The 23,855-nt window shown below is 36.4% G+C and carries 15 protein-coding genes; 6 read left to right on the forward strand and 9 right to left on the reverse strand.

The window, feature by feature from the left end:
* Positions 1-476 precede the first annotated feature (476 nt).
* Together ACP6PL_RS12995 and ACP6PL_RS13000 are read right to left on the reverse strand one after the other, a co-directional pair.
* Entirely contained in the window at positions 477-1,295 is an 819-nt protein-coding gene (locus ACP6PL_RS12995) for an SDR family oxidoreductase (protein WP_426545684.1), read from the reverse strand.
* 394 nt (positions 1,296-1,689) lie between these two features.
* Entirely contained in the window at positions 1,690-2,532 is an 843-nt protein-coding gene (locus tag ACP6PL_RS13000; protein WP_426545685.1) for a Cif family virulence factor, read from the reverse strand.
* A 229-nt stretch (positions 2,533-2,761) separates the two neighbouring features.
* Here ACP6PL_RS13000 and murG point away from each other — a divergent pair, with 229 nt between their 5' ends.
* Positions 2,762-3,826, forward strand: a complete 1,065-nt coding sequence (gene murG, locus ACP6PL_RS13005; protein WP_426545686.1) for an undecaprenyldiphospho-muramoylpentapeptide beta-N-acetylglucosaminyltransferase — start codon at positions 2,762-2,764, stop codon at positions 3,824-3,826.
* 247 nt (positions 3,827-4,073) lie between these two features.
* On the opposite strand, the gene ACP6PL_RS13010 is transcribed toward murG, so the two are convergent.
* Complete coding sequence (locus tag ACP6PL_RS13010) at positions 4,074-4,889, reverse strand: sulfotransferase domain-containing protein (protein ID WP_426545687.1); 816 nt, start codon at positions 4,887-4,889, stop codon at positions 4,074-4,076.
* Between the two features lie 148 nt (positions 4,890-5,037).
* Here ACP6PL_RS13010 and ACP6PL_RS13015 point away from each other — a divergent pair, with 148 nt between their 5' ends.
* On the forward strand, positions 5,038-7,089 hold the full coding sequence (locus tag ACP6PL_RS13015; protein ID WP_426545688.1) for a mechanosensitive ion channel domain-containing protein: 2,052 nt from the start codon (positions 5,038-5,040) through the stop codon (positions 7,087-7,089).
* A 61-nt stretch (positions 7,090-7,150) separates the two neighbouring features.
* Entirely contained in the window at positions 7,151-7,276 is a 126-nt protein-coding gene (locus ACP6PL_RS13020; RefSeq protein ID WP_426545689.1) for a hypothetical protein, read from the forward strand.
* 163 nt (positions 7,277-7,439) lie between these two features.
* Here the strand turns inward: ACP6PL_RS13020 and ACP6PL_RS13025 are convergent, their stop codons facing one another.
* On the reverse strand, positions 7,440-7,979 hold the full coding sequence (locus ACP6PL_RS13025) for a PEP-CTERM sorting domain-containing protein (RefSeq protein ID WP_426545690.1): 540 nt from the start codon (positions 7,977-7,979) through the stop codon (positions 7,440-7,442).
* A gap of 563 nt (positions 7,980-8,542) precedes the next feature.
* Here ACP6PL_RS13025 and ACP6PL_RS13030 point away from each other — a divergent pair.
* Positions 8,543-10,228 (forward strand): NAD(P)H-quinone oxidoreductase subunit 4, encoded by a 1,686-nt coding sequence (locus tag ACP6PL_RS13030; protein ID WP_426545691.1) that lies wholly within the window; start codon positions 8,543-8,545, stop codon positions 10,226-10,228.
* Positions 10,229-10,474: 246 nt separating this feature from the next.
* Entirely contained in the window at positions 10,475-10,789 is a 315-nt protein-coding gene (locus ACP6PL_RS13035) for a hypothetical protein (RefSeq protein ID WP_426545692.1), read from the forward strand.
* Between the two features lie 363 nt (positions 10,790-11,152).
* On the opposite strand, the gene ACP6PL_RS13040 is transcribed toward ACP6PL_RS13035, so the two are convergent.
* Complete coding sequence (locus ACP6PL_RS13040) at positions 11,153-11,599, reverse strand: CHAT domain-containing protein (protein WP_426545693.1); 447 nt, start codon at positions 11,597-11,599, stop codon at positions 11,153-11,155.
* A 758-nt stretch (positions 11,600-12,357) separates the two neighbouring features.
* Between ACP6PL_RS13040 and ACP6PL_RS13045 the strand changes: the two genes are divergently transcribed.
* Positions 12,358-12,771 carry a hypothetical protein gene (locus ACP6PL_RS13045; RefSeq protein WP_426545694.1) on the forward strand — a complete coding sequence of 138 codons (414 nt, stop codon included), beginning with the start codon at positions 12,358-12,360 and terminating at the stop codon, positions 12,769-12,771.
* A 260-nt stretch (positions 12,772-13,031) separates the two neighbouring features.
* Here ACP6PL_RS13045 and ACP6PL_RS13050 read toward each other — a convergent pair whose 3' ends face one another.
* From ACP6PL_RS13050 to ftsH, 4 genes are all read right to left on the reverse strand, one after another.
* Positions 13,032-15,581 carry a CHAT domain-containing protein gene (locus tag ACP6PL_RS13050; protein WP_426545695.1) on the reverse strand — a complete coding sequence of 850 codons (2,550 nt, stop codon included), beginning with the start codon at positions 15,579-15,581 and terminating at the stop codon, positions 13,032-13,034.
* A 706-nt stretch (positions 15,582-16,287) separates the two neighbouring features.
* Entirely contained in the window at positions 16,288-20,670 is a 4,383-nt protein-coding gene (locus ACP6PL_RS13055; RefSeq protein ID WP_426545696.1) for a two-partner secretion domain-containing protein, read from the reverse strand.
* Between the two features lie 220 nt (positions 20,671-20,890).
* Positions 20,891-21,136, reverse strand: a complete 246-nt coding sequence (locus ACP6PL_RS13060; protein ID WP_426545697.1) for a hypothetical protein — start codon at positions 21,134-21,136, stop codon at positions 20,891-20,893.
* Positions 21,137-21,654: 518 nt separating this feature from the next.
* Positions 21,655-23,505: an ATP-dependent zinc metalloprotease FtsH gene (ftsH, locus tag ACP6PL_RS13065; protein WP_426545698.1), complete on the reverse strand. Its 1,851-nt coding sequence runs from the start codon at positions 23,503-23,505 to the stop codon at positions 21,655-21,657.
* Positions 23,506-23,855: the final 350 nt, after the last annotated feature.

The raw sequence follows: 23,855 nt of genomic DNA on the forward strand, positions 1-23,855 counted from the left end.
TCCAGTTACTGTTTTGAAGCAAAAAAAAACCTCCACCAATAACGGCGGAGGTTATTCATCAGGGTGCATCTACCTTTTCTCTTTCCCATACTTCTGCATTAATCCCGGAAATAATCGACTTAATTTTCCAGTTACTGTTTTGAAGCAAAAAAAAACCTCCACCAATAACGGCGGAGGTTATTCATCAGGGTGCATCTACCTTTTCTCTTTCCCATACTTCTGCATTAATCCCGGAAATAATCGACTTAATTTTCCAGTTACTGTTTTGAAGCAAAAAAAAACCTCCACCAATAACGGCGGAGGTTATCCATCAGGGTGCATCTACCTTTTCTCTTTCCCATACTTCTGCATTAATCCCGGAAATAATCGACTTAATTTTCCAGTTACTGTTTTGAAGCAAAAAAAAACCTCCACCAATAACGGCGGAGGTTATCCATCAGGGTGCATCTACCTTTTCTCTTTCCTATATTTCTGCATTAATCCCGGAAATAATCGACTGAATTTTTCTCTTCTGTTTTCTTTGTATTATGTCGATGAACCATTGTTGCATTAGCTTGATCTGTCGGGACTACTAATAGTTCACTAATATTGACATGGGGCGATCGCGTCACACAGAAAAATACTAAGTCGGATATATCATCTGCTGTTAAAGGTGTCAAGTCTTTGTAAACATTCTTAGCCTTTTCTGTATCCCCATGAAACCTAACTTCACTAAATTCTGTTTCTACTAAACCTGGTTGAATTTCAGTTACTCGGACTGGAGTTCCTAATAAATCCTGTTTTAACCCCTCAGAAATTGCCCTAACAGCAGCTTTAGAAGCACAATAAACATTACCTCCAGGATATGCCCCACGACCAGCTATAGAACCAATATTAACTACATGGCCTCGACCTCGACTAACCATTCCTGGTACCACATAACGAGTCATATATAGCAATCCTTTAACATTAGTATCTATCATTTCTTCCCAATCACTGAAGTCGCCGAGATGGAGTTTATTTAAACCTCTACTTAAACCAGCATTATTAATCAAAATATCAATATCTTTCCAAGGTTCAGGTAAAGAATTTATTGCTGATTCAACTGCTAGGCGATCGCGTACATCTAACTGTAATAAATAAACTTTACTCTGAAATTTTTTAGTTAATTCTTCAGCAAGTTTTTCTAGTTTTTCTTGGCGACGAGCAATTAAAATTAATTTAGCTCCTGATTGAGCAAATATCTTTCCACAAGATTCTCCAATGCCACTACTAGCACCTGTAATTAAAACTATTTTATCTTCAATAGAAATCATTTTTACTCTTATAAAATCTTGTTGTTTTTTCTGATTTTTGACAAAGGTATTATATCTTTCTTACTTATACTAGAATACGATTCAGATTAAGACTAACATTGATGGTAGTGGTGTACAAGTGGTGATATTCTCAAAAAAATTAAGTGGGCAAGCAAATACTATTCCTCTAAAACTAAGAATCTAGATATATTTTCTGTTGCCTGTTGCCTATTGGTTGTTGCCTGCCTCCATAATAAATCACTACATTTACAGGACTACCAAACTCATAAGGTATAGAACTATGAGATAAACTTCTTCAGATTACAGAACTGCTAAAAAAAATTCTTAACTGAACTGTATTAATCTATAGACTTATCTATTTTACTTCTTGCTTCTTGCTTCTTGCTTCTTCCTTCTATTCTGCAATAACTCGTAAACGATAGGTACTAATAGTAATACCTCCTTTTCGCATTAAAACTGCTGATAACCATTTATCCTCAGAATTTTCTGGAGCCTCACCAATTTTAAAAATTCCCCCAGAAGACAATACATCTAATTTAAAATTAGCCGGTTCAAAATTATAAGAATCTTCATTAATGGGTTCTGCCAAAGCAGTTCCTAACATAATTTCTTCGCCCAAAGGCTCTTCAACAATCACATCAAAATTATACTTTTCACCTACTTCTACATCTGCTGGCAAATTAACATTAACAATAGGTGGTTTTTTTCCTGATGTTAGTTGATTCTGCTCGGCTAAAATTTCTTGTTCAACAATTTTTTCATCTTCATAACGCTGCTTAGAAGTAATAGTAGATTTTAAAGTTATATCTCTATCTTTCATTTCTTGGACACCAGTAATATAAGTGATAGTTTCCGCCACAATAGCATCACCATCGGTTTCCCAAGATTTAACTTTTGTCCGATATTTAACTGATTTATAGAGTTGCCAAAAATTAGCCAAAGCTGCTTCTAAACTTTCCCGATTTAAACCATCAGAATTAGTAAAATCATTACTATAAAAATCCATGACATCTTCTAAGTCTTGACGACTGGCAGCTCGATCAATTTTTTTCAATAGATCTGTCAGTTCTTCAGGTGTTTGATATCTACCTTGAGCTAGAGTCAAATTAGGAGATAAAACTACTCCTGAAAAAACAGTTAAACCCAGTAATAATGAACTAGATAATTTTTTTGATAATTGCTTAAATTTCATCAAAAATTTGCTTTGCGGACGAAATAGGATTTGAGAAATAATCATTTTTAACTTATAAAAGTTGTTAGTTGAAAATTTGCTGGTTATGAGAACCAGCCTCATTAGATGTTTATAAAGCATAACTGAAAAAAGGAGGACTTTCACCCTTTGCCCTATTTTTGCAAAACTCAAAGTCAAATAAATTACAATACAGAAATTATCAATTTATCTTGCTTTTAACTTTTAAATTTCAACTTTTGACTCACTTTCTTGTTATACCAGGGAGACAGAAATCTTGACCAATACACCAATTAAATTGTTAATCGCAGCAAGTGGCACAGGGGGACATTTATTTCCAGCGATCGCCACTGCTAACCAATTAAAGGATTATGACATCGAATGGCTAGGAGTTCCTAACCGTCTAGAAACTAAGTTAGTCCCATCCCAGTATCCTCTCCATACTATATCAGTTGAAGGCTTTCAGCAGAAATTGGGCCTGGGAACCTTCAAGATTTTAAGTGGACTTATTGGCTCTATCCTACAGGTAAGACAGATACTTAAGCGGGGCCAATTTCAAGGATTGTTTACGACAGGGGGTTATATTGCGGCTCCGGCGATTATTGCAGCTCGTTCCCTGGGTTTACCAGTTATTCTCCACGAATCTAATGTTTTACCAGGGAAGGTGACGCGCTGGTTTGGTCGTTTATGTAATGTTGTAGCAGTGGGATTTGAAGAAGGGGCAAAATATCTCCCTTCTGGGAAGACTGTATATGTTGGTACTCCTGTAAGAGAAGAATTTTTGTCTCCTCAATCTTTGGATTTGCCTATTCCAGAAAATGTTCCTGTAATTGCAGTTGTTGGAGGTTCTCAAGGAGCAGTGGCAGTTAACCAATTAGTGAGAAAATGTATTCCAGCATGGGTAGAAACTGGAGCTTGGATTATTCATCAAACAGGGGAAAATGATCCAGATGCTTTTAGTGTAGAGCATCCTCAGTATTTTCCCATGACATTTTATAATAATATGGCTGGTTTATTTCAGCGGGCTAATTTGGTAATTAGTCGTGCGGGTGCGGGTAGTTTAACAGAATTAGCAGTTACTCATACACCATCAATTTTAATTCCTTACCCTTATGCTGCTGATAATCATCAAGCTTATAATGCTGAAGTTTTTTCTAATCAGAATTCTGCCTTAGTTTTTACTCAGGCAGAATTAACTGAAGAAAAACTCCAGATTGAAGTTTTGGAGTTATTAAAATCATCAGAAAAGTTGAAAAAGATGGCTTTAGGAGCAGAAAAATTAGCAGTAAAAGATAGTCATCAAAAATTAGCAAATTTAGTTCATAAATTTTTGAGTCATTAAATTATTATCAATAAGGGAAAAGTTAATCCATGGATAATGGATAATTACATCTTTAACAATTGATAATGAACAATGGATAATTATTTTTGAGCATAATTATCAATCATCTATTATCTTAGAAGAGACTTTAAACCGGATTGATTAATTCTCAATTATCCATTGGTAATCAATATATTGATTATAATAAGTTACATATAATAAGTGTAAACTCTAACTTTTAAAGTCAATTGTGTTTGAAATATTTTGATTATCTATCAAGCCAGCCTGTCTGAGTTTTCTCATAATTCAGTTTAATTAAAACATCATCAAATAGATCTACAAATCTTTCTTCATGAATTGGCTTAAAATATTCTTTCCACTGCTGCTTTTTCCCTGACCTTATATGCTTTCTATTTTGGACTTGCCCAGAAAACAAACTTTTCCTGTAGGCAATTTTTAATAGACGAGGAAAAATTCTTTCATTGAATCCTAGAAACCGGAAAATTTCCCTGAATAAATTTAGATTAACATCTTGAATTAAATCCTCATATTTAATCTCAATAAAGTGAGGATTATCATAGTTCCAAGATTTCATGTCTTGAATTACATTCTTAGATGAATGCTCCATTTCAAAGATTAACTTATCGTCAAAAGATGAATAAGAATTTACTTTTTCCTGATAAGTCAAGCCTGCAAATTCTTCTCTCTTAATATGTAACCATTTTTCTGATGATTTCGTATGATAAAAACAACCAGAAACAACTATATCTCTAGGGTCTCTGATAATATGTAACCCTTTGTAATTAGAAATATTATCAAAATCAAAAAACGAATGATATTGAAGAAAAATATCAAAGTTACTGGATGGAGATATAAGAGATTTGTTGCCTCTATTTGCAGAAATTTTTAAGTCATAGAAGGAGGCAATAGAATTGAAAATATTCCCCATCCAAACAGTTCCAGTTTTGTGGTGAGTTCCGATCAAAACTCTATTATCTAGAACTTTGCCAAACACTAAACTCTTATTAATAATTCCTCGGGATTTAAGAATAAAAGATCGAGTTTGCTTTAGTAATGGTTTCATTATTCTGAATTATCTTAAAGTTTATGGTAGGATAAAAAAATTATAGCAGTAAAAGATAGTGCTAAAAAATCAGTAAATTTAGTACGTGAGTTTTTCCACATAAGTAGTTGATAATTAAACATTCATAATTCAGTTTTCGAGGGTAACTATGTGGCATGAATATTTGTGGCAAAAGTTTAGAAAAGTAGCAAGAGGTAAACTAGGTAGTCGCTCTTTGGCAAAAAATAATCTCTTGACTCTTTCCACAAGGCGAAAAACAGCTACAAGACAAATTGTCAAAATATTAATCATTGCTTGTTTAATACCTTTACTCTTTTTCATAGTACCAGCCTGGGTACAAGCCACTGATAATTATTTAGAAACAGCTCCAGTAACACTTAATGGTAAAAACTTGTTTGAAGTAGCAGGTCATAATGGAGCAAATTTGACCGCTACTGAACGAGCAGGAATTATCAGTTCAAAGTTAGAAAATATCTTCAGATCAGGTGAATCTATAGAGGTCAATATAGATAAGCAAAACCAGCAGATAATTCTGCGTATTAATAATAATTATCTAGTGACTATAACTTCTGAAGATGTCAAAGGAAGAATGGATAGAGAAGAGCAGGCAATTATATGGAAAGACACCATTGAAGAAGGTTTTAAATTAGCAAAACAAGAGAGTCAGCCTCGCAATCTATTGAAAGTATTATTAATCAGTATTATTTTAATTCTAGCAGCTTTAGTCCTAGAATTATTTTTAAGATGGCTAGAATTAAAAATTAACAAAATTTGCGAGGAAAAATATCCTCAGATTGTCAACTATTTACCAAAAATTTTGCCATTCATGGCAATTTGTATCAGAATAATAGTGTGGATAGCTATCATTCTTTATATTACCTATATAATACCATTTACTCGTGACTATCGTAATCTACTATTAGAGATTTTAGGTAATAGTTTTACTTCTCCTATTTTTAATTTAGGCAACAAAGGTCTTTCCATTGTTGATGTGGTTACCTTGATTGGATTAACCATCGGAATGTGGAAAGGAGTTGGGTACTTTATTAAAATCTTTAGAACTAAAATTATTAGTTTAACAGGAGCAGACCGAAGCGTTCAAGATACAATCAGTTTCTTAACTAGATATGGATTAATTTTTTTTGGCATACTAATTATCCTACAATTTTGGGGTATAGATATTAGTTCTTTAGCGATTATTGCTAGTGTTCTTGGTGTAGGTATCGGTTTTGGTCTCCAGAATATTGCTAATAACTTTATGAGTGGTATTATTCTGGTGTTTGAGCGACCGGTTCAAATAGGTGATTTTATTCAAGTAGGAGATTTAGTAGGTGTTGTTGAAAAAATAGGTTTGCGTAGCACTCACATTACGACTTTAGACAAAGTTTCTTTAATTGTTCCTAACTCTCGATTTCTAGAAAATGAAGTTTTAAATTGGAGTCATGGCAACCCTATTTCTCGAATGAAAATACCAATAGGTGTTGCTTATGGTTCCAACATTAAGTTAGTTCGGAAAGCTATTTTAGAAGTCGCAAAAAGTCATCCTGAAGTATTATTACATCCCTCCCCACAACTTTGGTTTCAAGAATTTGGTGATAGTTCTCTAAATTTTGATTTGTTGATTTGGACTAGAGAACCACGGAAACAATCTCAAATCAAAAGTGAGTTAAATTATCGCATTGAAGCAAGTCTACGAAGATATAAAATTGAAATTCCTTTTCCTCAAAGAGATTTGCATTTAAAATCCCCTGAAATAGAGCAGATGATTGAGACTTGGATGCAGAAAAATTCTCCTCCTCAAGTAGAACTTTATTATCCTGATAGTGTCAAATTTAACTGGGAAAATAATGTTTCTCAGTTAGACATAGAAGAAGATGATGATACAAAAGTATTAACTAAAAATTATATCAACTATCAAATTAACAAAAATCTAGATATAGATACCTTAGTTGAGGAAATGCGGGGTCCTAATGGAGTATCAATTAAAAACCGCCAACATCGGTGGGATGTCTACTCAAAATGTTTTGTTGGTTCTGAGGCAGTAAAGTGGTTAATGCGGACTCAAAAAATGGATTTGAATGAAGCAATTTATACTGGTCAATTATTAATTGATCGTGGCTTAATTCATCATGTTGTAGATAGACATGGTTTTAAAAATGAGCATCTTTTCTATCGTTTTTATGAGGATGAACAATATTAATGGATAATGGATAATGGATAATTGATAATGGTTTTCCTTTAAGTAGACCACAGTAGGAACGTTGCATGTAACGTCTCGCTTCCAAGAGCGGTTAGTTGAGGAAGGTTATAATCCTAGTTATGGAGCGCGTCCTCCTGCTGTTTTAAAGTTTGCAGATCAAAAACTGCCATTTCGTAGGTTGGTTTGAGCTTGGGAAACCCAACAAATATCGAGCGACGTTTTTCCTGGACGGTAGACCAAAGTAGGGACGTTGCATACAACATCCCTACAAGGTTTTGGTTGTGATTATGTGGTTCATCAATCAGCAAAAACACTGTATCTATACTATACTTTTTCAGATAACTAAACGCCTATTTTACTCGCTTAGTTAACAATAAGCTACCGCCTACCATTGCTAAAGCAAAAAGGGTAGTAGGTTCGGGGGTTGTTGCTGTCGGTGGAAGTGTTGATGCTAATTCTCCTGCTACATAAGTAGCAGAATCAGCTAATCCATCTATCGATGGATTAACAAAATCAATGGAATTACTATAGCTAGCCGAGTTTCGTCCCAAATCAAAACGGGCTAAAGTAATAGTATAGTCTGCAAAAGCCGGATTCCCCGTCAGACTGTTAAATTGCAAAACACCATTAGGAAAAGCAACATTTAATTGATTTCCATCAGTTGATATCCCTTTTGAGTTACCAATCAACCTAGAGTTAGTTTCAGTGAAAGTAAATCCACTAGCACCGATACCATCAGTCACCATAATATTCCAGGATGTTAGGTTATCTGCAGTTAGGGCACCAATTGTATCATCAGTTGTAATTGTTCCTGTAGCGACAAACCCATCTCCAAAATCTAAGGGAGTAATGTTGAAAGTGGCAGCTTGAGCAACTTTATTAAAACCCATGCCCAGAATAGCAAGAGTTAGGGATGTGGCGAAAGATAAACTTTTTACGGTCTACGACCGTAAAAAGTTGTTGATTGCATTTTTGTTGCCTACTTGATTGACGATCATGATTATCTCCTTCTAGTAATGATTATTTGCTGGTTTAATTTTCTGTGAGTTATTAGATAAATAGGGTATAGTTTTTAGTTAATCTTTTGCTATCTGTAGATATACTGACACAGCCATTATTTGAATAGCAAGAGTTAATTCATAACTTCATGGAATCTTCATAAAAGTGCCTAGAAAACTTTACATAATCTTCATAAAAGTGCGTGTTTACCATGAATTTTCCCTCATAAGAACGCTATAAATCCAGTTCCCATTACAAAGGAAAAGATCGGAATGTTATCTTTGGGAACATTCGCGTAGCGCTATAGGCCCAACTGAGAAAGAATAGATAATCTGGTCACTATAAGTTTAGCTTATACTGTCATTTAATATACATATTTATAAATATCTTTACAAAGATTTACACAATTTAGTAATATGAAAAAAAACAAAGGTAAGTATTTGTTCTCACTGTTATGATGGCAACTCAATTTCCCTGGCTCACCACTATAGTCCTACTGCCCCTTCTGGCAGCCCTACTTATACCCCTCATACCCGATAAAGACGGAAAAACCATGAGATGGTATGCCCTTGGCGTAGGTATCGCAGACTTTGCCTTAATGTGCTACGCCTTCTGGAACAACTACAATGCCAGTGACTCTGGTTTTCAACTTGTAGAAAAATATGCTTGGCTCCCTCAAATAGGTTTAAGTTGGGCAGTATCAGTAGACGGTCTATCTATGCCATTGGTACTCTTAGCTGGCCTAGTAACAACACTCTCAATATTCGCGGCGTGGCAAGTAAACTACAAACCACGTCTTTTTTATTTCTTGATGCTGGTCCTCTACTCTGCCCAGATAGGAGTGTTTGTTGCTCAAGACCTAATGTTACTTTTCATTATGTGGGAGCTAGAATTGGTTCCTGTGTACCTACTCATCTCAATCTGGGGTGGTAAAAAGCGTCGCTACGCTGCAACAAAATTCTTACTCTACACAGCAGCCGCTTCTATATTTATTCTGGTAGCAGCTTTGGGAATGGCCCTCTACGGTGGCGGCAATATTACCTTTGACATGGTAGAGCTAGGTATGAAAGATTATTCACTAGCTTTTGAACTTCTAATGTACGCAGGATTACTTATTACCTTTGGTGTTAAGTTAGCTGTTTTCCCTCTACATACATGGCTACCTGATGCTCACGGCGAAGCTTCCGCACCTGTCTCAATGATTCTTGCTGGTGTATTGTTGAAAATGGGTGGATATGGATTAATTCGCCTTAACTTAGAAATGCTCTCTGATGCCCATGTTTACTTTGCTCCTGTTCTAGCTATTCTTGGTGTTGTTAATATTGTTTACGGTGGCTTAAACTCTTTCGGTCAATCTAACATGAAGCGCCGTTTGGCTTACTCTTCTGTTGCTCACATGGGTTTTGTGTTACTAGGTATTGCTTCCTTTACTGACTTAGGAGTAAGTGGAGCTTTACTACAGATGATTTCTCACGGTTTAATTGCTGCAGTGTTGTTCTTCCTCGCAGGGGTAACTTATGATCGCCTCCACACTTTATCATTAGACGAAATGGGTGGTCTTGGTCAAGTAATGCCAAAAATATTTGCTCTATTTACAGTTAGTGCAATGGCATCCTTAGCTCTTCCTGGAATGAGCGGTTTTGCTAGCGAACTTATGGTATTTGTAGGTGTGAGTAGCAGTGATGTTTACAGCTCTACTTTCCGTACAGTCACAGTATTCTTAGCAGCAGTAGGTCTGATATTGACTCCTATCTATCTACTCTCCATGTTGCGTCAAATGTTCTATAGTACTGGTCAAGCGCCAGCTTGTATCCTCAAAGATACTCCTTATGAAAATGAAATTCTAGATGAGGCTGTTTGCTTCGGTACTAATTGTGTTTTACCTGCGAAAGCTGTTTATACAGATGCTAAACCAAGAGAAGTGGCGATCGCTGCTTGTTTCCTAGCTTTGATTATCGGAATTGGTTTATATCCTAAGATGGCAACTCGGATGTATGATGCAAAGACAGTGGCAGTAAATACACAGGTACGTCAATCATACACTTTTGCTAAGGCTAATCCTCAACTATTTGCTGAACGACCTTTCTTACCCAGAATTCCTGAGTCTGAAGTATTATCTGTTTCTGGTGTGTTTAAATAGAATAGAGATAAACTTTTAACAATTAGCTTTTAGAGGTTAGTTGAAAAATATTAGTTTTAATTGATTCAAAGTAGGGGCGTGAGATTGAACGTCTCTACTATTTTTTTTTCATCCTAAATTGTTCAACCTCGGTTGGAGCTAAAATTCATCTTTAGAACTTGTTTCTATAAAGTTTTTTATCAAGATTCAAAGCTTCTAGAGTTTACCTTGTAGAGTAGGTGTGGCAAATATAAATGGGAGTTAGTTATGACAATTTTGGTAAATCAATCTGGTGGCCAAACTCAGTATATCCATGGTTCAGTCGATTCACAGGGTAATAAGATGTGGGGTGAAGGTTTCAATTGCCGTAGATTGAGCAAAGGTGCTTATTTGATAGAGTTCGACACCCCATTTGTGGGTCAACCAACAGCTGTATGTACAATTAAGGGAGCTCCTCAATCTACGTTTAACATATCAGTTGGAATTGTAGAAACTGATACCTCGAAATTTGTCTGCTTCACTTCAGCACCAGATAAGGTTATAGATTGTGGTTTTTCGTTTATCGTTTTTGGTGAGGCATGAAGGGGCAAATAACTACCTATAATTATTAATTTATAAGTGTTTTATCTAATATTATTCTGAAAGATGCTATCTGCTATTGCGCTCGGAATTCAAAAGATTAATGATAAAATAGAGAATTAAGGCGGCGCGATTGCCAATCACTACATTAATGACCTATCCCAACTGCTAATTTTTTCTGGACGGAGATTCGACAAAAAGCTTTTGGGATAAGCTTTTGAGCTTGCTTGTCACCACCTTCAGGTTTGTAGTAGAGCTTTAGCCCATGAAGTATCTATACTTAGGTATAAAGTTCTACTACCAGCTATAATTATAACTATTAAACCGGACATGATATAAGACTTTTTCAGCAACCCCTAACTATAACTAATTACCAACAATAATAAATGATGACCAATGATAGGGTATATTGTAATTCAAATTCGGATCAATTTCTCCCTTAATAAACTTAATTTGAACTTGACGTAGTGCTTCTGCTTTTTTTAGTTGTGAACTATTAGAGAGCAATAATTGTTGATAAAACTGTTTCATTAATTCTGCTGTAGAGGCATCACTTACCCTCCACAAACTCCCTAAAACACTCTGAGCGCCAGCTCGAATGGAAACTCTAGCTAAACCCAATGCTGCTCGTGTATCTCCCAATGCTGTTTCACAAGCACTCAAAATTAATAATTCTATCGCTCGATCTGATCGCTGCAAATTATCACTCTGAAGTAGTCGATCTAGATCTCTAACATTAATGCGTTCATTCCATAGATGGGAACTCGGATGTATGATGCAAAGACAGTGGCAGTAAATACTCAGGTATGTCAATCATATACTTTTGCTAAGGCTAATCCTCAACTATTTGCTAAATGAGCTTTTTTCCCCAGAATTTCTGAGTCTGAAGTATTATCTGTTTCTGGTGCGTTTAAATAGGATTGCGATTGGAATTCAGCAATTAGCTTTTAGCTTGCCTTAAAATTATTTAATTTATTTGAAAGTAGGGATATATCGCTGTCATATCCCTACTCTTTTTTTTGTAAAAAATTACTGAAGAAATATTTTGAATAAAGAGTCAGGAGTAGGAAATTATAGCAGTTTTCACAAAGGTAGACTTGGACTACACCAGTAACCCACATTTCATACTTCAATTTGTAATATTAAAAGTAGCATAAAAATCAGTAGCGCGTAAGTATTTATACTATAGTGATTTAGTTCACTTTGGTGTAAAATAGATAAATATTCAAATTAGCTGCTATGTAACAAAATGTAAATTTTCCTCAAATTAGCAAAAATATGATTTGTCCTATGCTAGTTACTTAATAAATGAAGTATTACCCAATTATAGCATTACTTTTGGGAATTGGTATTGGTCAGGAATTATCCAAAATATGAAATTTTACAGAATTTTTAGGGGTTAATAGCTTTTAACCTCTGACGTATATAGTGGTTATACGTAAGTACTTTTAGTATTTAAATTACTCAAAAACAACCGAAATATCACTGTAATTTTCCTCACATATTACAAATATCACCAAAAAAAAGTGTGATTATTAGGACATAGAGTTCAAACACAAGAAACCAAAAACATGAAAAAGCAAATAATCGCAATTACAACAACAGCCAAAAAACACATTGACAAACAAACTGTGAATTCCTCATTCAAGAAACTCACTGATGTGGGACTGGAAACATTTGTGTGGGAGAAGTGCTCCTTGACAAGGGACACTAAACCTGGTCAGCTTGGCGAAAAAGAAGAATCAGAAAGCTTTGTGTCCCATGAACAATCAGAAGTAGAAAAATTTCCAATGTCAACAAATAGTTTACGGACACAAAAAACAATGATTTTAGAAGAATTAGATGAATTATTGGACGAAGTAGAAAGCTTCTTATCCGAAGAAGAAAATTCACTTGATGAAGAATCAGAAAGCTTATCCTTCCATGAACAATTAGAACTAAAAGAATTAGTAGAAGAATTAGAAATATCAGTAAAAGAATTATAAGTAAAAAAATGAGACGACTGGCTCCAATAATATATTGATATTTTTGGAGAACCAGACAATTCGGCGTTGCACCAATTAGGAATAATAAAACCCGAAAATACATATTTTTAGATAACTATTTCCTCAATATATGTACAGTTGAAAATCTATTATCATTCTTTAATGTGCAACCCCGACACTTCTGCTACAAGTGGTGTTGATCTTTTCATCGGCGATGAAGAATATGACGATTTATGGGGTAAATGTGAAAAATTGTATAACTATAACCAATTACCAACAATAATAAATGATGACCAATGATAGGGTATATTGTAATTAAAATTCAGATCAATTTCTCCCTTAATGAACTTAATTTGAACTTGACGTAGTGCTTCTGCTTTTTTTAGTTGTGAACTATCAGACTGCAATAATTGTTGATAAAACTGTTTCATTAATTCTGCTGTAGAGGCATCACTTACCCTCCACAAACTCCCTAAAACACTCTGAGCGCCAGCTCGAATCGAAACTCCAGCTAAACCCAATGCTGCTCGTGTATCTCCAAATGCCGTCTGGCAAGCACTTAAAATTAATAATTCTATCGCTCGATCTGATCGCTGCAAATTCTCACTCTGGAGAAGTTGATCTAAATCTCTTACATTAATACGTTCATCCCATCCTAAAATGAAGGTATCATTAGGATTAGAACTAAATTGTCCATGAGTTGCTATATGGACTATGCTAAAGGGCGCAGAATTAATTTTGTCTTGAATATTTATTTTCGTGAAATTTTCATCTGCTAATTGCTCAGACTGTGGTAAAAGATTTTTAATTTCCTCTAGTTCCTGTTGAACATTAGGTAAAGGAGCATAGCCTTCGACTGCATAACTTGGTGCTTGTTTATCTGTTCCTGCACTTAATACTCGTAGCTGCTCTTTTAATAAGGGTTTTGGATCAACTAATTGTAAACCCGGAGCAACAGCTATTGCATATCGTTCTACTAGATATCGCTCCCGTTCACTATCATACAAAACGGACATGGGGATATTTCTAAGTAATCCATCCAAGACAAAAACTAAGGTTTTGATTTGACTCGTATTGTGTTCTAGATTTGTTTCCAAGTCTGTTTCAAAAGGTTTGATTAACCACTGATAAAGTTGACTTGAGTGGGACTTGACTTGATTGATTGGTCTTCGAGCTGTAATGTTCACTCTGAGTAGGAATAGGTTTTTGTTAAATTGGGCTTCAAAGTTACTCTTACTCACTGTAGTATAACGAAAATTATCACTACCAGGCAACTTGACAATGACACTTAATCGATCCTCCAATAAAATTGGATAAATAACGGCTGCATTCTCATCAATTTCATCAATATTAATATCCTCAGCATTAACACAAGCATCTTGGAAAAAGTTATCCAATTCTGCCAATTGTAGAGATTCAATTACCTCACGAGCAGCTTTAATATTTGCCAAACTGGGTTGATTTGAGCCTAGTTCAGGTTGGAGTAGTAACGCCACTAATTTTCTATATAAGGGTTCAACACTAGCACGAAAGTCAAACTGAATATCTCGATTTAAAGCTACTAAATTCCTTCGTAAAACTTGGAGAGTATTAAAAGCAGATTTGTAAGCTAAGAGTGCTTCTGAGGTGTTTCCTTGCTGAATGAAAATATCTCCTAATTGTTCTTGGAATTGATAAGCAATATCAGAAGCAGATACTTTTTGAGCGATTGCCAAGGCTTTATTTGTCAATTCAAGTGCATTTTCCAGTTCTCCATTTTGTTGAATCAATTTTCCTTTTCTGCCAATTCCATAAGCTTGTAAACGATAATTATCGATAATTTCTGCTTGCTGAATTGCCTGATTTAGTAGTTTTTTGGGTGGAGTCAATTCGGCGAAATTAGTCTGAAGTTGAGCTAAAGTTGATTTGGAACTTATTTGCTCAAAATCAATAAAAATTTCTGCTAATTTAATTGTTGCTTTAATTGAGTCAGGAGTAGGATTAATTTGATTTAGAGTTTGAATAATTTTAGGTAAATTATTAATCTGAAATTGCACATACGATTGCAGCAAATTCTTGCGACTCTTTTTAGACCACTTATAGCTAGGTTCTTCAGACCACTGCCTAGATTTAAGCAACAAACTAAGATGATTAATAGTTGCCTGAATTTGAACTAATTGTTCAGCAGAAATAGTTGCAGCTTCTTGATAATTAGATAAACCTTGCTCGACTAGAAGTTGAAGTGCTTCTTCCTCTTTTCTTCTTCTGGGATTAATATTAGCAATACCTTTGGCTTGAGAAAGAATATTATTACCTAAATTCAGCAACAATCGAGCTTTAGTATTGTTAGAATCTGCCAAGGTAAAACTTGCTTCTAATACTTGTTGAGATAGCTCTAATTTCCCGATCGCCCGCAATCCATTTCCCAAACTTTGTAGCCCCTGAAAATTTAGGCGAGTATTTGATGTTTGAAACTTTGGCAGAATATTTTCTAAGTCATTTATAGTTAAGCGATCGCATTCTAAATCATTGCCAAATGCTTGTAGCGCAGTATTACAAGATCGTCGATAAAAACCCAAACTAGTTAAAGCTTGAGCTTGATTAATTTTAGTGCCAATAATACCAATTTGATTCTTATTTTGGCGATAAATAACTTCTGCTTCTTGCCAAATTTCTAATGCGGCTTCAGCTTTTCCTTGTTCTAATAATTGAATTCCTTGCTGAACTAAATTAGAAGCAGAAGATTGTGCTAAAACGGGAGATAAAATATTAATTCCCAGGGTGAAATAAAAACTTAATAGGGCAATGGCAAGGAATTTTATTATCTTCATATTCAGTCTATTTCCATCACAAATTATTAGTTATACAGAAACTTACCTGACTTCTCGACTCATATAATGTTTATATAATTAGTTATAATAAAGTTTTGTTTGTAGTTGGGCTTTAGCACAACTATAATGTCTCTTTGAATACCTGCGATGAAAATTTTAGGGAATAGCCAATAGGGAGTAATATCATGTCCGGTTGAACAGTGATAATTAAAGCTCGTAGTAGGGCTTTAGCCCTAAGATAGGTATTTATCGGGCTAAAGCCCTACTACAAACAAAAACTTTTTTATCACTAATTATCCGGACATGATATAATATCAAATCCGGTAGCATCGATGTAATTAGATAAAGAGTGTGGTCTGGGTGGGGAGTGTGGGGAGATGGGGAAATAAGCGTGCATATTTAGCAATAGCTGAAGATGGAACATTTTTTTATACCGAATTAAGCGGATTTGATATAATTTGAAATATAAAAACATTTTTATTATGGCTAATGGTAATTAATGAGACTTAATATAAGATAAATAAATATTTGATGGGCTAAAGCCAAACTACAAGCTTAATTATAACTGTTATACCGAATATAATATCAGCTATATATATTAACTGTCGCTTCATCAAGAAATGGTATTAACCCAAATGACATCCTGGAAGTTCTTACTCAGGATCGAATTATCATTACATTATATGTCTGTCGGACGAAAACCCCCTCAAAAAGAAAAAGGAGAAGCAGAAATAGAAAAATAAAACCCCTCCTCCTGAGCAGTTTTATCTCGCGAGTCCACATCCACCAACGGAATTCCATAATCCAAGCGAATATTCACCTTATCCCACAAACTCAGTTGCAACCCCACTCCCACTGCCGCCAAACCATTAGTTCTCTCCACCTCTTCACCATTACTATTCCATGCTACCCCCCCATCAATAAACGGCACTACCTGAAATAATCTATTCTCTCCTGATATCCACGGCACTGGCAACCGCAACTCCACCGTTCCCAAGGCTCCATTATCCGTCAAACGAGTATCCTGGCGATAAGCTCTCACACTCCGATACCCCCCCAAACCAAACCTTTCTAACGGCACCAAATCTGATGGAGATAACTGCACGTCTGCTCCTACCACCAACAAAGTATTTTCTGCCAACTCTCGCACCCATTGTCCCTGGCCACGCCAATAGAAAAACCTACTATCCGGTTCATTACTATTCACCGTTGCATCCAATATTCCCAACCCCACATTAAACTGAGAATTAAATGCCAACACCTGATTTTTTTCCCGTAGTTGATAATCTTGGAAAAACTGCAAAATTGATAATTTCGTTTCTCCATTATCATCAGCTCCTTTTGATAATGGAAAATTTGTGCCTAATATTGATGTTTGACTATCTCGCCTTGTTGCAGATAACCCCAAACTTAAGTTTTGTCGTGGCGTTTGCACTATTGGTTGACGAAATGATAATTTGTAAGTATTAGAAATTGACTCAATATCCAGTCTTTCAAATGGTGATTCTATTACTTCATTATCTCTATGGCGGTAAAATAGTTCGATATGACCATTACTGGAGTTGACGGGAATAGAATAAGATACTTCTACCATATCGCTGCCATCAGTATTAGTGTAGAGAGTATTCAAACTGTCACCCAAACCTGTAATATTTCCATAACCTACTTTTACTCCTCGCCGAAATGTACCCACACTTGGTGCCCTGCCGTTATTACTAATGGTTGCTATTTGCCAGGGGTTAGCTGTTACTACTTCTACGTCTAATATATTTGTATCTAGGCGGACTCCTGCTGAAAGTTCGGCAGATATGATTTTGATATTGGGGTCTAGTTGTAATAATTGTAGGGCAGAAAATAGCTTTTCTTGGTTAAGGGGAGCGGTGGTTGCTTTTTCTAATCTACTTTTGATATAATTTTTGTTTAATCTGCCTTGGATATTCACGTTGATTTCACTGACTCTTCCTTCTACTACTTGGAGAGTAACAGTACCCTTTTCCGATATAATTTGGGTCGGGATGAATGCTCCTGATGTGATGTAATTGTTTTCGGTGTAATATTGTGTGATGGTGGTGCGTGCTGCTATGAGTTGGGCAAAGGTGATCGGTCTGTTGAGGTATGGTGTGAGTTGTTGTTGTAGCTCTTCGTTGCTAAATTTGGTGTTGCCAGTGAAGTTGAATTGTTGAATTGTTACTTTTAGGGGTTCGGAAGTTGGGGTGGGAATAGTTCCATTACTGCTGGCGAGTAGATATGGTTGGGGTTGTTGAGCGTCTAATTGTTCGCAGTTGGGTGGTATTAACCAGGGGCGTGCGGGTGTGGCAGTGTTCGGATTGGTTATCAGTTGAATCCCTTGGGGTGTAGATATCCAACCTTGTGCTTCGATAAATTCTTGGTCTGATGAGATGATGGTTTGTGGAGGAGTGTTTGGGGTTTGTTCATCTTGCCAGAGGGTGTTGGGGGTGAGGGGATCTGTAGGGTTTGGTGGTAAACCGCCTTTGCCAGTTATACTGAATTGGCTGCCTTCTCCTTTTCGGCAGGAGTTTTGGTTGATGAGAGCGGAAATGTCTTGGATGGTGTGGTCAAATTCAACGAGTCCATCACTAGGATCTACGTCTGGGGTGTTGATATTGACTTGGCCACTAAATGAGGCTCCAAGTTCTGAAGTGGCAGTGATGTCGCTTTGGTTTGTTTGTTGGGGACGGAATTCTGTACCAAATATCCCTGTGGCAGTGATGTTGATGGTGCCACCCAATGCTTGTTCGGCGTTAGCGGTGATATCGCTGTTTTCCAAAGCAACTAGGTTTTCGGTGTTGATGTTGATGTTGCCTCCAGTGGCGGTGCCGGTGGCGTTGGTGGTAATATTGCTGTTGTTGCGGAGGATGAGGTCTTTATTGTTGTTGATGGTGATACTGCCTTGGCCTGCTGTGGTTTCGGCATTGAGACTAGCTTGGTTTTCGATGAGGATGTTGTTGGTGTTGACTTCTAGATTGCCTGCGGGTTGTTGGGTGGCAGAGCTGACTGTAATTTCGGCTTGGTTGCGGAGATTGAGAGTTTCGGTATTGATGCTTAGTGTTCCTCCCGCTCCTGTTGCCGTGGAGTCTGCTGCTGTAGTTAGTCTGCTGGGTGTACCGTTAGCAGAGGTTTCTGTGAGTTCTAGTTTTTTTGCTGAGATGGTTATATCTCCTGCGTTTCCTTGACCAGATGTGCTGGCTGTTATTCGCGCCCCGTTGTCAATTTGTAGGTTTGTTGTGTTCAGTGTTATGTTTCCTCCATTGCCTATTGCTTCTTTTTGTACTGCTGCTGTTATTTCACTGACTCTTTGATCGTCAGCAGCAACTCCAATTAGTTCTATATTAGTGGCAGAGATAGTTAACTCTCCTCCTTTTCCCTTACCTAAAACATCTACACCTATTTTAGCTCCATCTTCAACTCGTAAATTTTCTGTCTTGATACTTATACTCCCTCCATTTCCTTCCCCTATATCCTGAACTGAAGCAAATAAGCCACTAGGAAATTGAGCATCAGCAGTAGTCCCAATCAGTTCTATATCTCTAGCAGAGATAGTTAAATCTCTTCCATCTCCTTGACCAAAAGTGCTAGTGGCGATCTGTGCTCCATCTTGAACTCGTAAACTGTTTGTATTAATGTTTAAGGTCCCTCCATTTCCTATCTCTAATGTGTTAGCAAATAAACCACTGCTGAATTGATCCGCAGACTCCCCAATAAGTTCTATGTCTTTAGCAAAGATAGTTAAATCCCCTCCATTTCCCTGACCAAAAGTGCTAGTGGTGATCTGTGCTCCATCTATAAGACGTAAATTTTCTGTCTCAAGCCTGAGATTCCCTCCATTTCCTTCCCCTCCCAACTTTACGATACCGTTTATAATCGTGTTCCGAGTAAATGAATCACCAGAACCTCCTACCAGTTCTACATCGGTAGCAGATATAGTTAAATTACCCCCTGTTCCCTCACCTAATGTACCAACAATTATCTCGCCTTTTTCTCTAAGGTATAAACTTTTTGTCTCTATTGTTAAATTTCCGCCTTTACCTGTTGCTCCTGCGGCTACCTCTACCGTAATGCCACTAAGAATTTCACCGTCGGGAGTTGTTCCCACCAATTCAATGGACTCAGATGCTCTAATACTTGATATGTCGCCATCCTCTGACCCCAAGGTGTTCGTTAAAATTCTTGAACCATTCTGTACTTCAATACGCCTACCTTGAATTGTAAATTTTCCTGCTCCATTTCCACTGACATCTAGAGAGCTAGCTTGAGATAGTTGAATGCTACCGAATATAGAGATTTGGTCATAGTTGAGGATATTGGAAGTATCAGTGATTCCTACCACACCACTATGAACACTCCTTAGTTCAATTACTCCTCCTTCTGAGGTAAGGTTTCCTCCTCTTAAAGAAATGTTTCCTCCAATAAGAGCCAAGGTTGCACCAGGTGCAACCTCCAGTCCTACATTTCGGTTGTCTCTGATATAAGAAAAGGTGCTCGAATCGAAACTTAAGTTATGACCTCGCCCTTCAACCAGAATACTACCTGGATTTTTTGGCAATCTTAACCCAATGGGAACATTAACTGTCAGTAGTGGGAGTGCTTGAGTATCTGAAGTAGCAAATTCAAATCCATTTTTAAATAAGATGCTATCGGCAGTAGATCCATAAAAGGAACCTTGAATATCTAATTGAGCTTCTGGTCCAAAAATTATGCCGTTGGGGTTGAGGAAAAATAGGTTTGCATTTCCTAGTACGCCTAGAGTTCCTAATATATTAGAGGTGTTATTTCCTGTGATGCGAGTCAGGATATTTACAACTCCATCAGGGTTAGTAAAGTAAACTCCTCGTCCCTGTTGAATGTTGAATTCTTGAAAACTGTGGAATAGGTTTGCTCCTCTTTGGGCACCACCGTCTATGCGATCGCTTTCTACTTCTTTGATATTTATGTTTGGTGTGACTACTGAATTTTCTTGTCCGAAGGTGCTATCTGGTTGTAGTTGTGAGAAAGCTGGTGGGATATAAAGTCCACAAGTTCCTAAATTTAAAGATATAGTTATGAGTGGAATTTTGTAAAAAAATGACATTTCTCACAAAGAGTTGAGTTGAAATAATATTTACATATTATTACATAGCAACAAATTTTAATGCCTATCTAACTTAGGCTCTTTAGAATTATCTCAAATCTGTTTAATTCGGTATAAAAAAATGTTCCATCTTCAACCATTACCAAATATTTCTCGATTTCCCCATCTCCCCATCTCCCCATCTCCCCATCTAATTACACTGATGCTACCGGATTTGATATTATCTACTAGGAGGACTCATCTGTGCCACAATATATTCGAGTTCATTCGATTGCGACTCTAAGAATTGGTTTTGGTTAGGAACTTCCAATGTAGAAATTGTCGTAATATATCTTGTGGGAATTTTAGCTGCTAATAATATTAGCAGTATGGACATCATGCTCATCCCAATTTTGTGGCATAATTTATTTGTTGATAGTCCGTTAGTGTAGTTTATATTCTCAGAGTTTTTGGAATTTGTAGCCATAATAGTTCTCCTTACTTCAGTTTAATTTTGACATTCAATAGATTCTGGGATTCCTTATATAACTATAATATCTACCTCATTTTTGATCTAGCAGTAATTCAAATCACGGACTCTATTGACTAAAGTCCGTGATTATTCAGTTGGCCATGTTTTTTGTGTCTCGGTTTCAGGAATAAGTCGGGTTTATTTGTTTAATACCAAGTTTGGATAAATACTTATTTATACTTTGTCGTGGACCGAAACAGCTAATTTTGTGGATTAGATTGCATTAGATCATCTGGGGGGCAAGGGCGGGTTCATTTGGTTTCAGGTTAAAACTTATTAATTTAATGTGGAACTGGCCCCTATCTATTGCAACATTTTAGGCGTGTCGGTCCAATAGTAATGTGTCTAGCTTGAGAATGTAGGTTAAAAACCTAATCCTCCAAGCCTCTTCCCTTGCATACGAAGGAAGAGGCTTGGGGTTTCCTTTCCTAAAGGATAGGAGGGTTCAGGGGATAGGTCTTCATTACAGAAATCTAAAGATTTTTATCCCAAGGCGATCGCACCTCTTTTAAGAACTCATATAAGTCCTCTCCTTCTATCACTTCTCTTTCTAAAATTTGCTGAGAAATATTTTCCAACAAATTCCGATTATGATTCAAAATATCTAAAGCTTGCTGATGAGCTTTTTCTACAATTTCTTTAACTTCATTATCTATTGCTTCAGCAGTTTTTTCACTAACTAAACGACGGGGATTAACTCCTTCATTACCTAAAAATCCACCTTGACTACGCCGTTCATAAGCTAATGGTCCTAATACTTTACTCATACCATAAGTTGTTACCATTTGTTCGGCAAAATCAGTAGCTTTTTGTAAATCTCCCGAAGCTCCAGTGGTAATATTTCCAAATACAATTTCCTCCGCAGCACGACCTCCTAGAAAAGTAGCAATTTGCCCCCGAATTTCCTCTTCATCCCTTAAAAATCTATCCTCAGTTGGTAACTGCAAAGTATACCCTAAAGCTGCCATTCCTCTTGGTACAATTGAAATTTTTTCCACCTTGCCACTACCAGGCATTAATGCACCAACCAAAGCATGACCAACTTCGTGATAAGCTACTATTTTCTTTTCGCGATCGCTCAAAACTCGACTTCTTTTTTCTAAACCAGCAACTACTCTTTCAATAGCTTCAGAAAAGTCTATTTGTGCAACAGTTTCTCGTTTATTTCTAGCAGCTAATAAAGCAGCTTCATTCACCAGATTAGCTAAATCTGCTCCTCCAAAACCAGGAGTTCTGGTTGCTATTTTATGCAAGTCAACATCTTCTCCTAACTTAACTTTTTTGGCATAAATATTTAAAATTGCTTCCCGACCAACTAAGTCTGGACGGTCTACTAATACCTGTCTATCAAATCTTCCCGGACGTAACAAAGCGGCATCTAAAGCTTCGGGTCTGTTAGTGGCTGCTAAGACAATAACTGTTAAATCTCCTGCTCCAAAACCATCCATTTCAGTTAACAGTTGATTCAGGGTTTGTTCCCGTTCATCATTACTGCCACTCTGGAAATTTCCACTACTTCTAGACTTACCAATTGCGTCTATTTCATCAATAAAAATAATACAAGGAGCTTTCTTTTTTGCCTGTTGAAATAAATCGCGAACTCTAGCAGCACCAGTACCTACAAATAGTTCTACAAATTCTGAACCAGAAATACTAAAAAATGCTACTCCTGCTTCTCCAGCAACTGCTTTTGCTAATAAAGTTTTACCTGTTCCAGGAGGTCCTACTAATAACAAACCTTTGGGTATTCTAGCACCAATTTCAGTGAAGCGTTGTGGCGATTTTAAGAAGTCTACAATTTCAGTTAATTCTGTCTTTGCTTCTTCTACTCCTGCGATATCAGCAAAGGTAATTTTTTCTGATTCTCCCTCTATATAAACTTTAGCTTTACTCTTGCTCATTGACAGAGAACCTTGGGGTCCACGATTCATAAAAAACTGAAATGCTGCTACTAATATAATGGGAGGAATTACCCAATTTAAAAGAACAGCAAGCCAACGACTTTGAGGGGGTGCTGCTTGAAATATAATTTTATTATCTTCTAAACGTTTAAGTAGTTGAGGGTCATTTATTGTGGTAGTAGCAAGTAAAGGTCCGGGTTTATTTTCTTCTCCTTTGAGGCGATATAAAATTTGTTCGTTATCTATTTGTACTCCTACTACTTGTCCGTTTTCTACTTGTTGAATAAATACACTATAAGGAACACGAGGCGGTTTGCGACGTGGCATGAATGCGTATACTGCTAATAACACAGCTGCCAAAATTAATAAAGCACTTCCAATTTGACGATTACGGGAATTTTTGGGATTCTTCTTAATACTCATATTTATTGTGGTATAATTTCAAGCCATAAATGACAAGAAGTCGGATTATTTCAGACTAATATAAAATCCGGTTTAACAGAATTCAATTGCGACCAAAGGGAAACAATCTCCTAAACCCAAGGGAATTGCTTTCTTCCATTCTCTTTCAGTCGCAATGGCTTAGATATTGTAATTATCCGGATTTGATATAATATAATATTATAGCATTTACATTTGACTGTGAATAAACAGTTGAATGGTAGTATTGGACAAGAACCACTATTAATTGCTTGTAGGTACTTAATTATTAATTATTAATTACTTCAGGACTTACGCAGAGATACCATATATAGCATATAATAGTTAATCGC

Origin of the sequence: Dapis purpurea BLCC-M126, assembly GCF_050015975.1 — a bacterium.
Classification (GTDB): domain Bacteria; phylum Cyanobacteriota; class Cyanobacteriia; order Cyanobacteriales; family Microcoleaceae; genus Trichodesmium.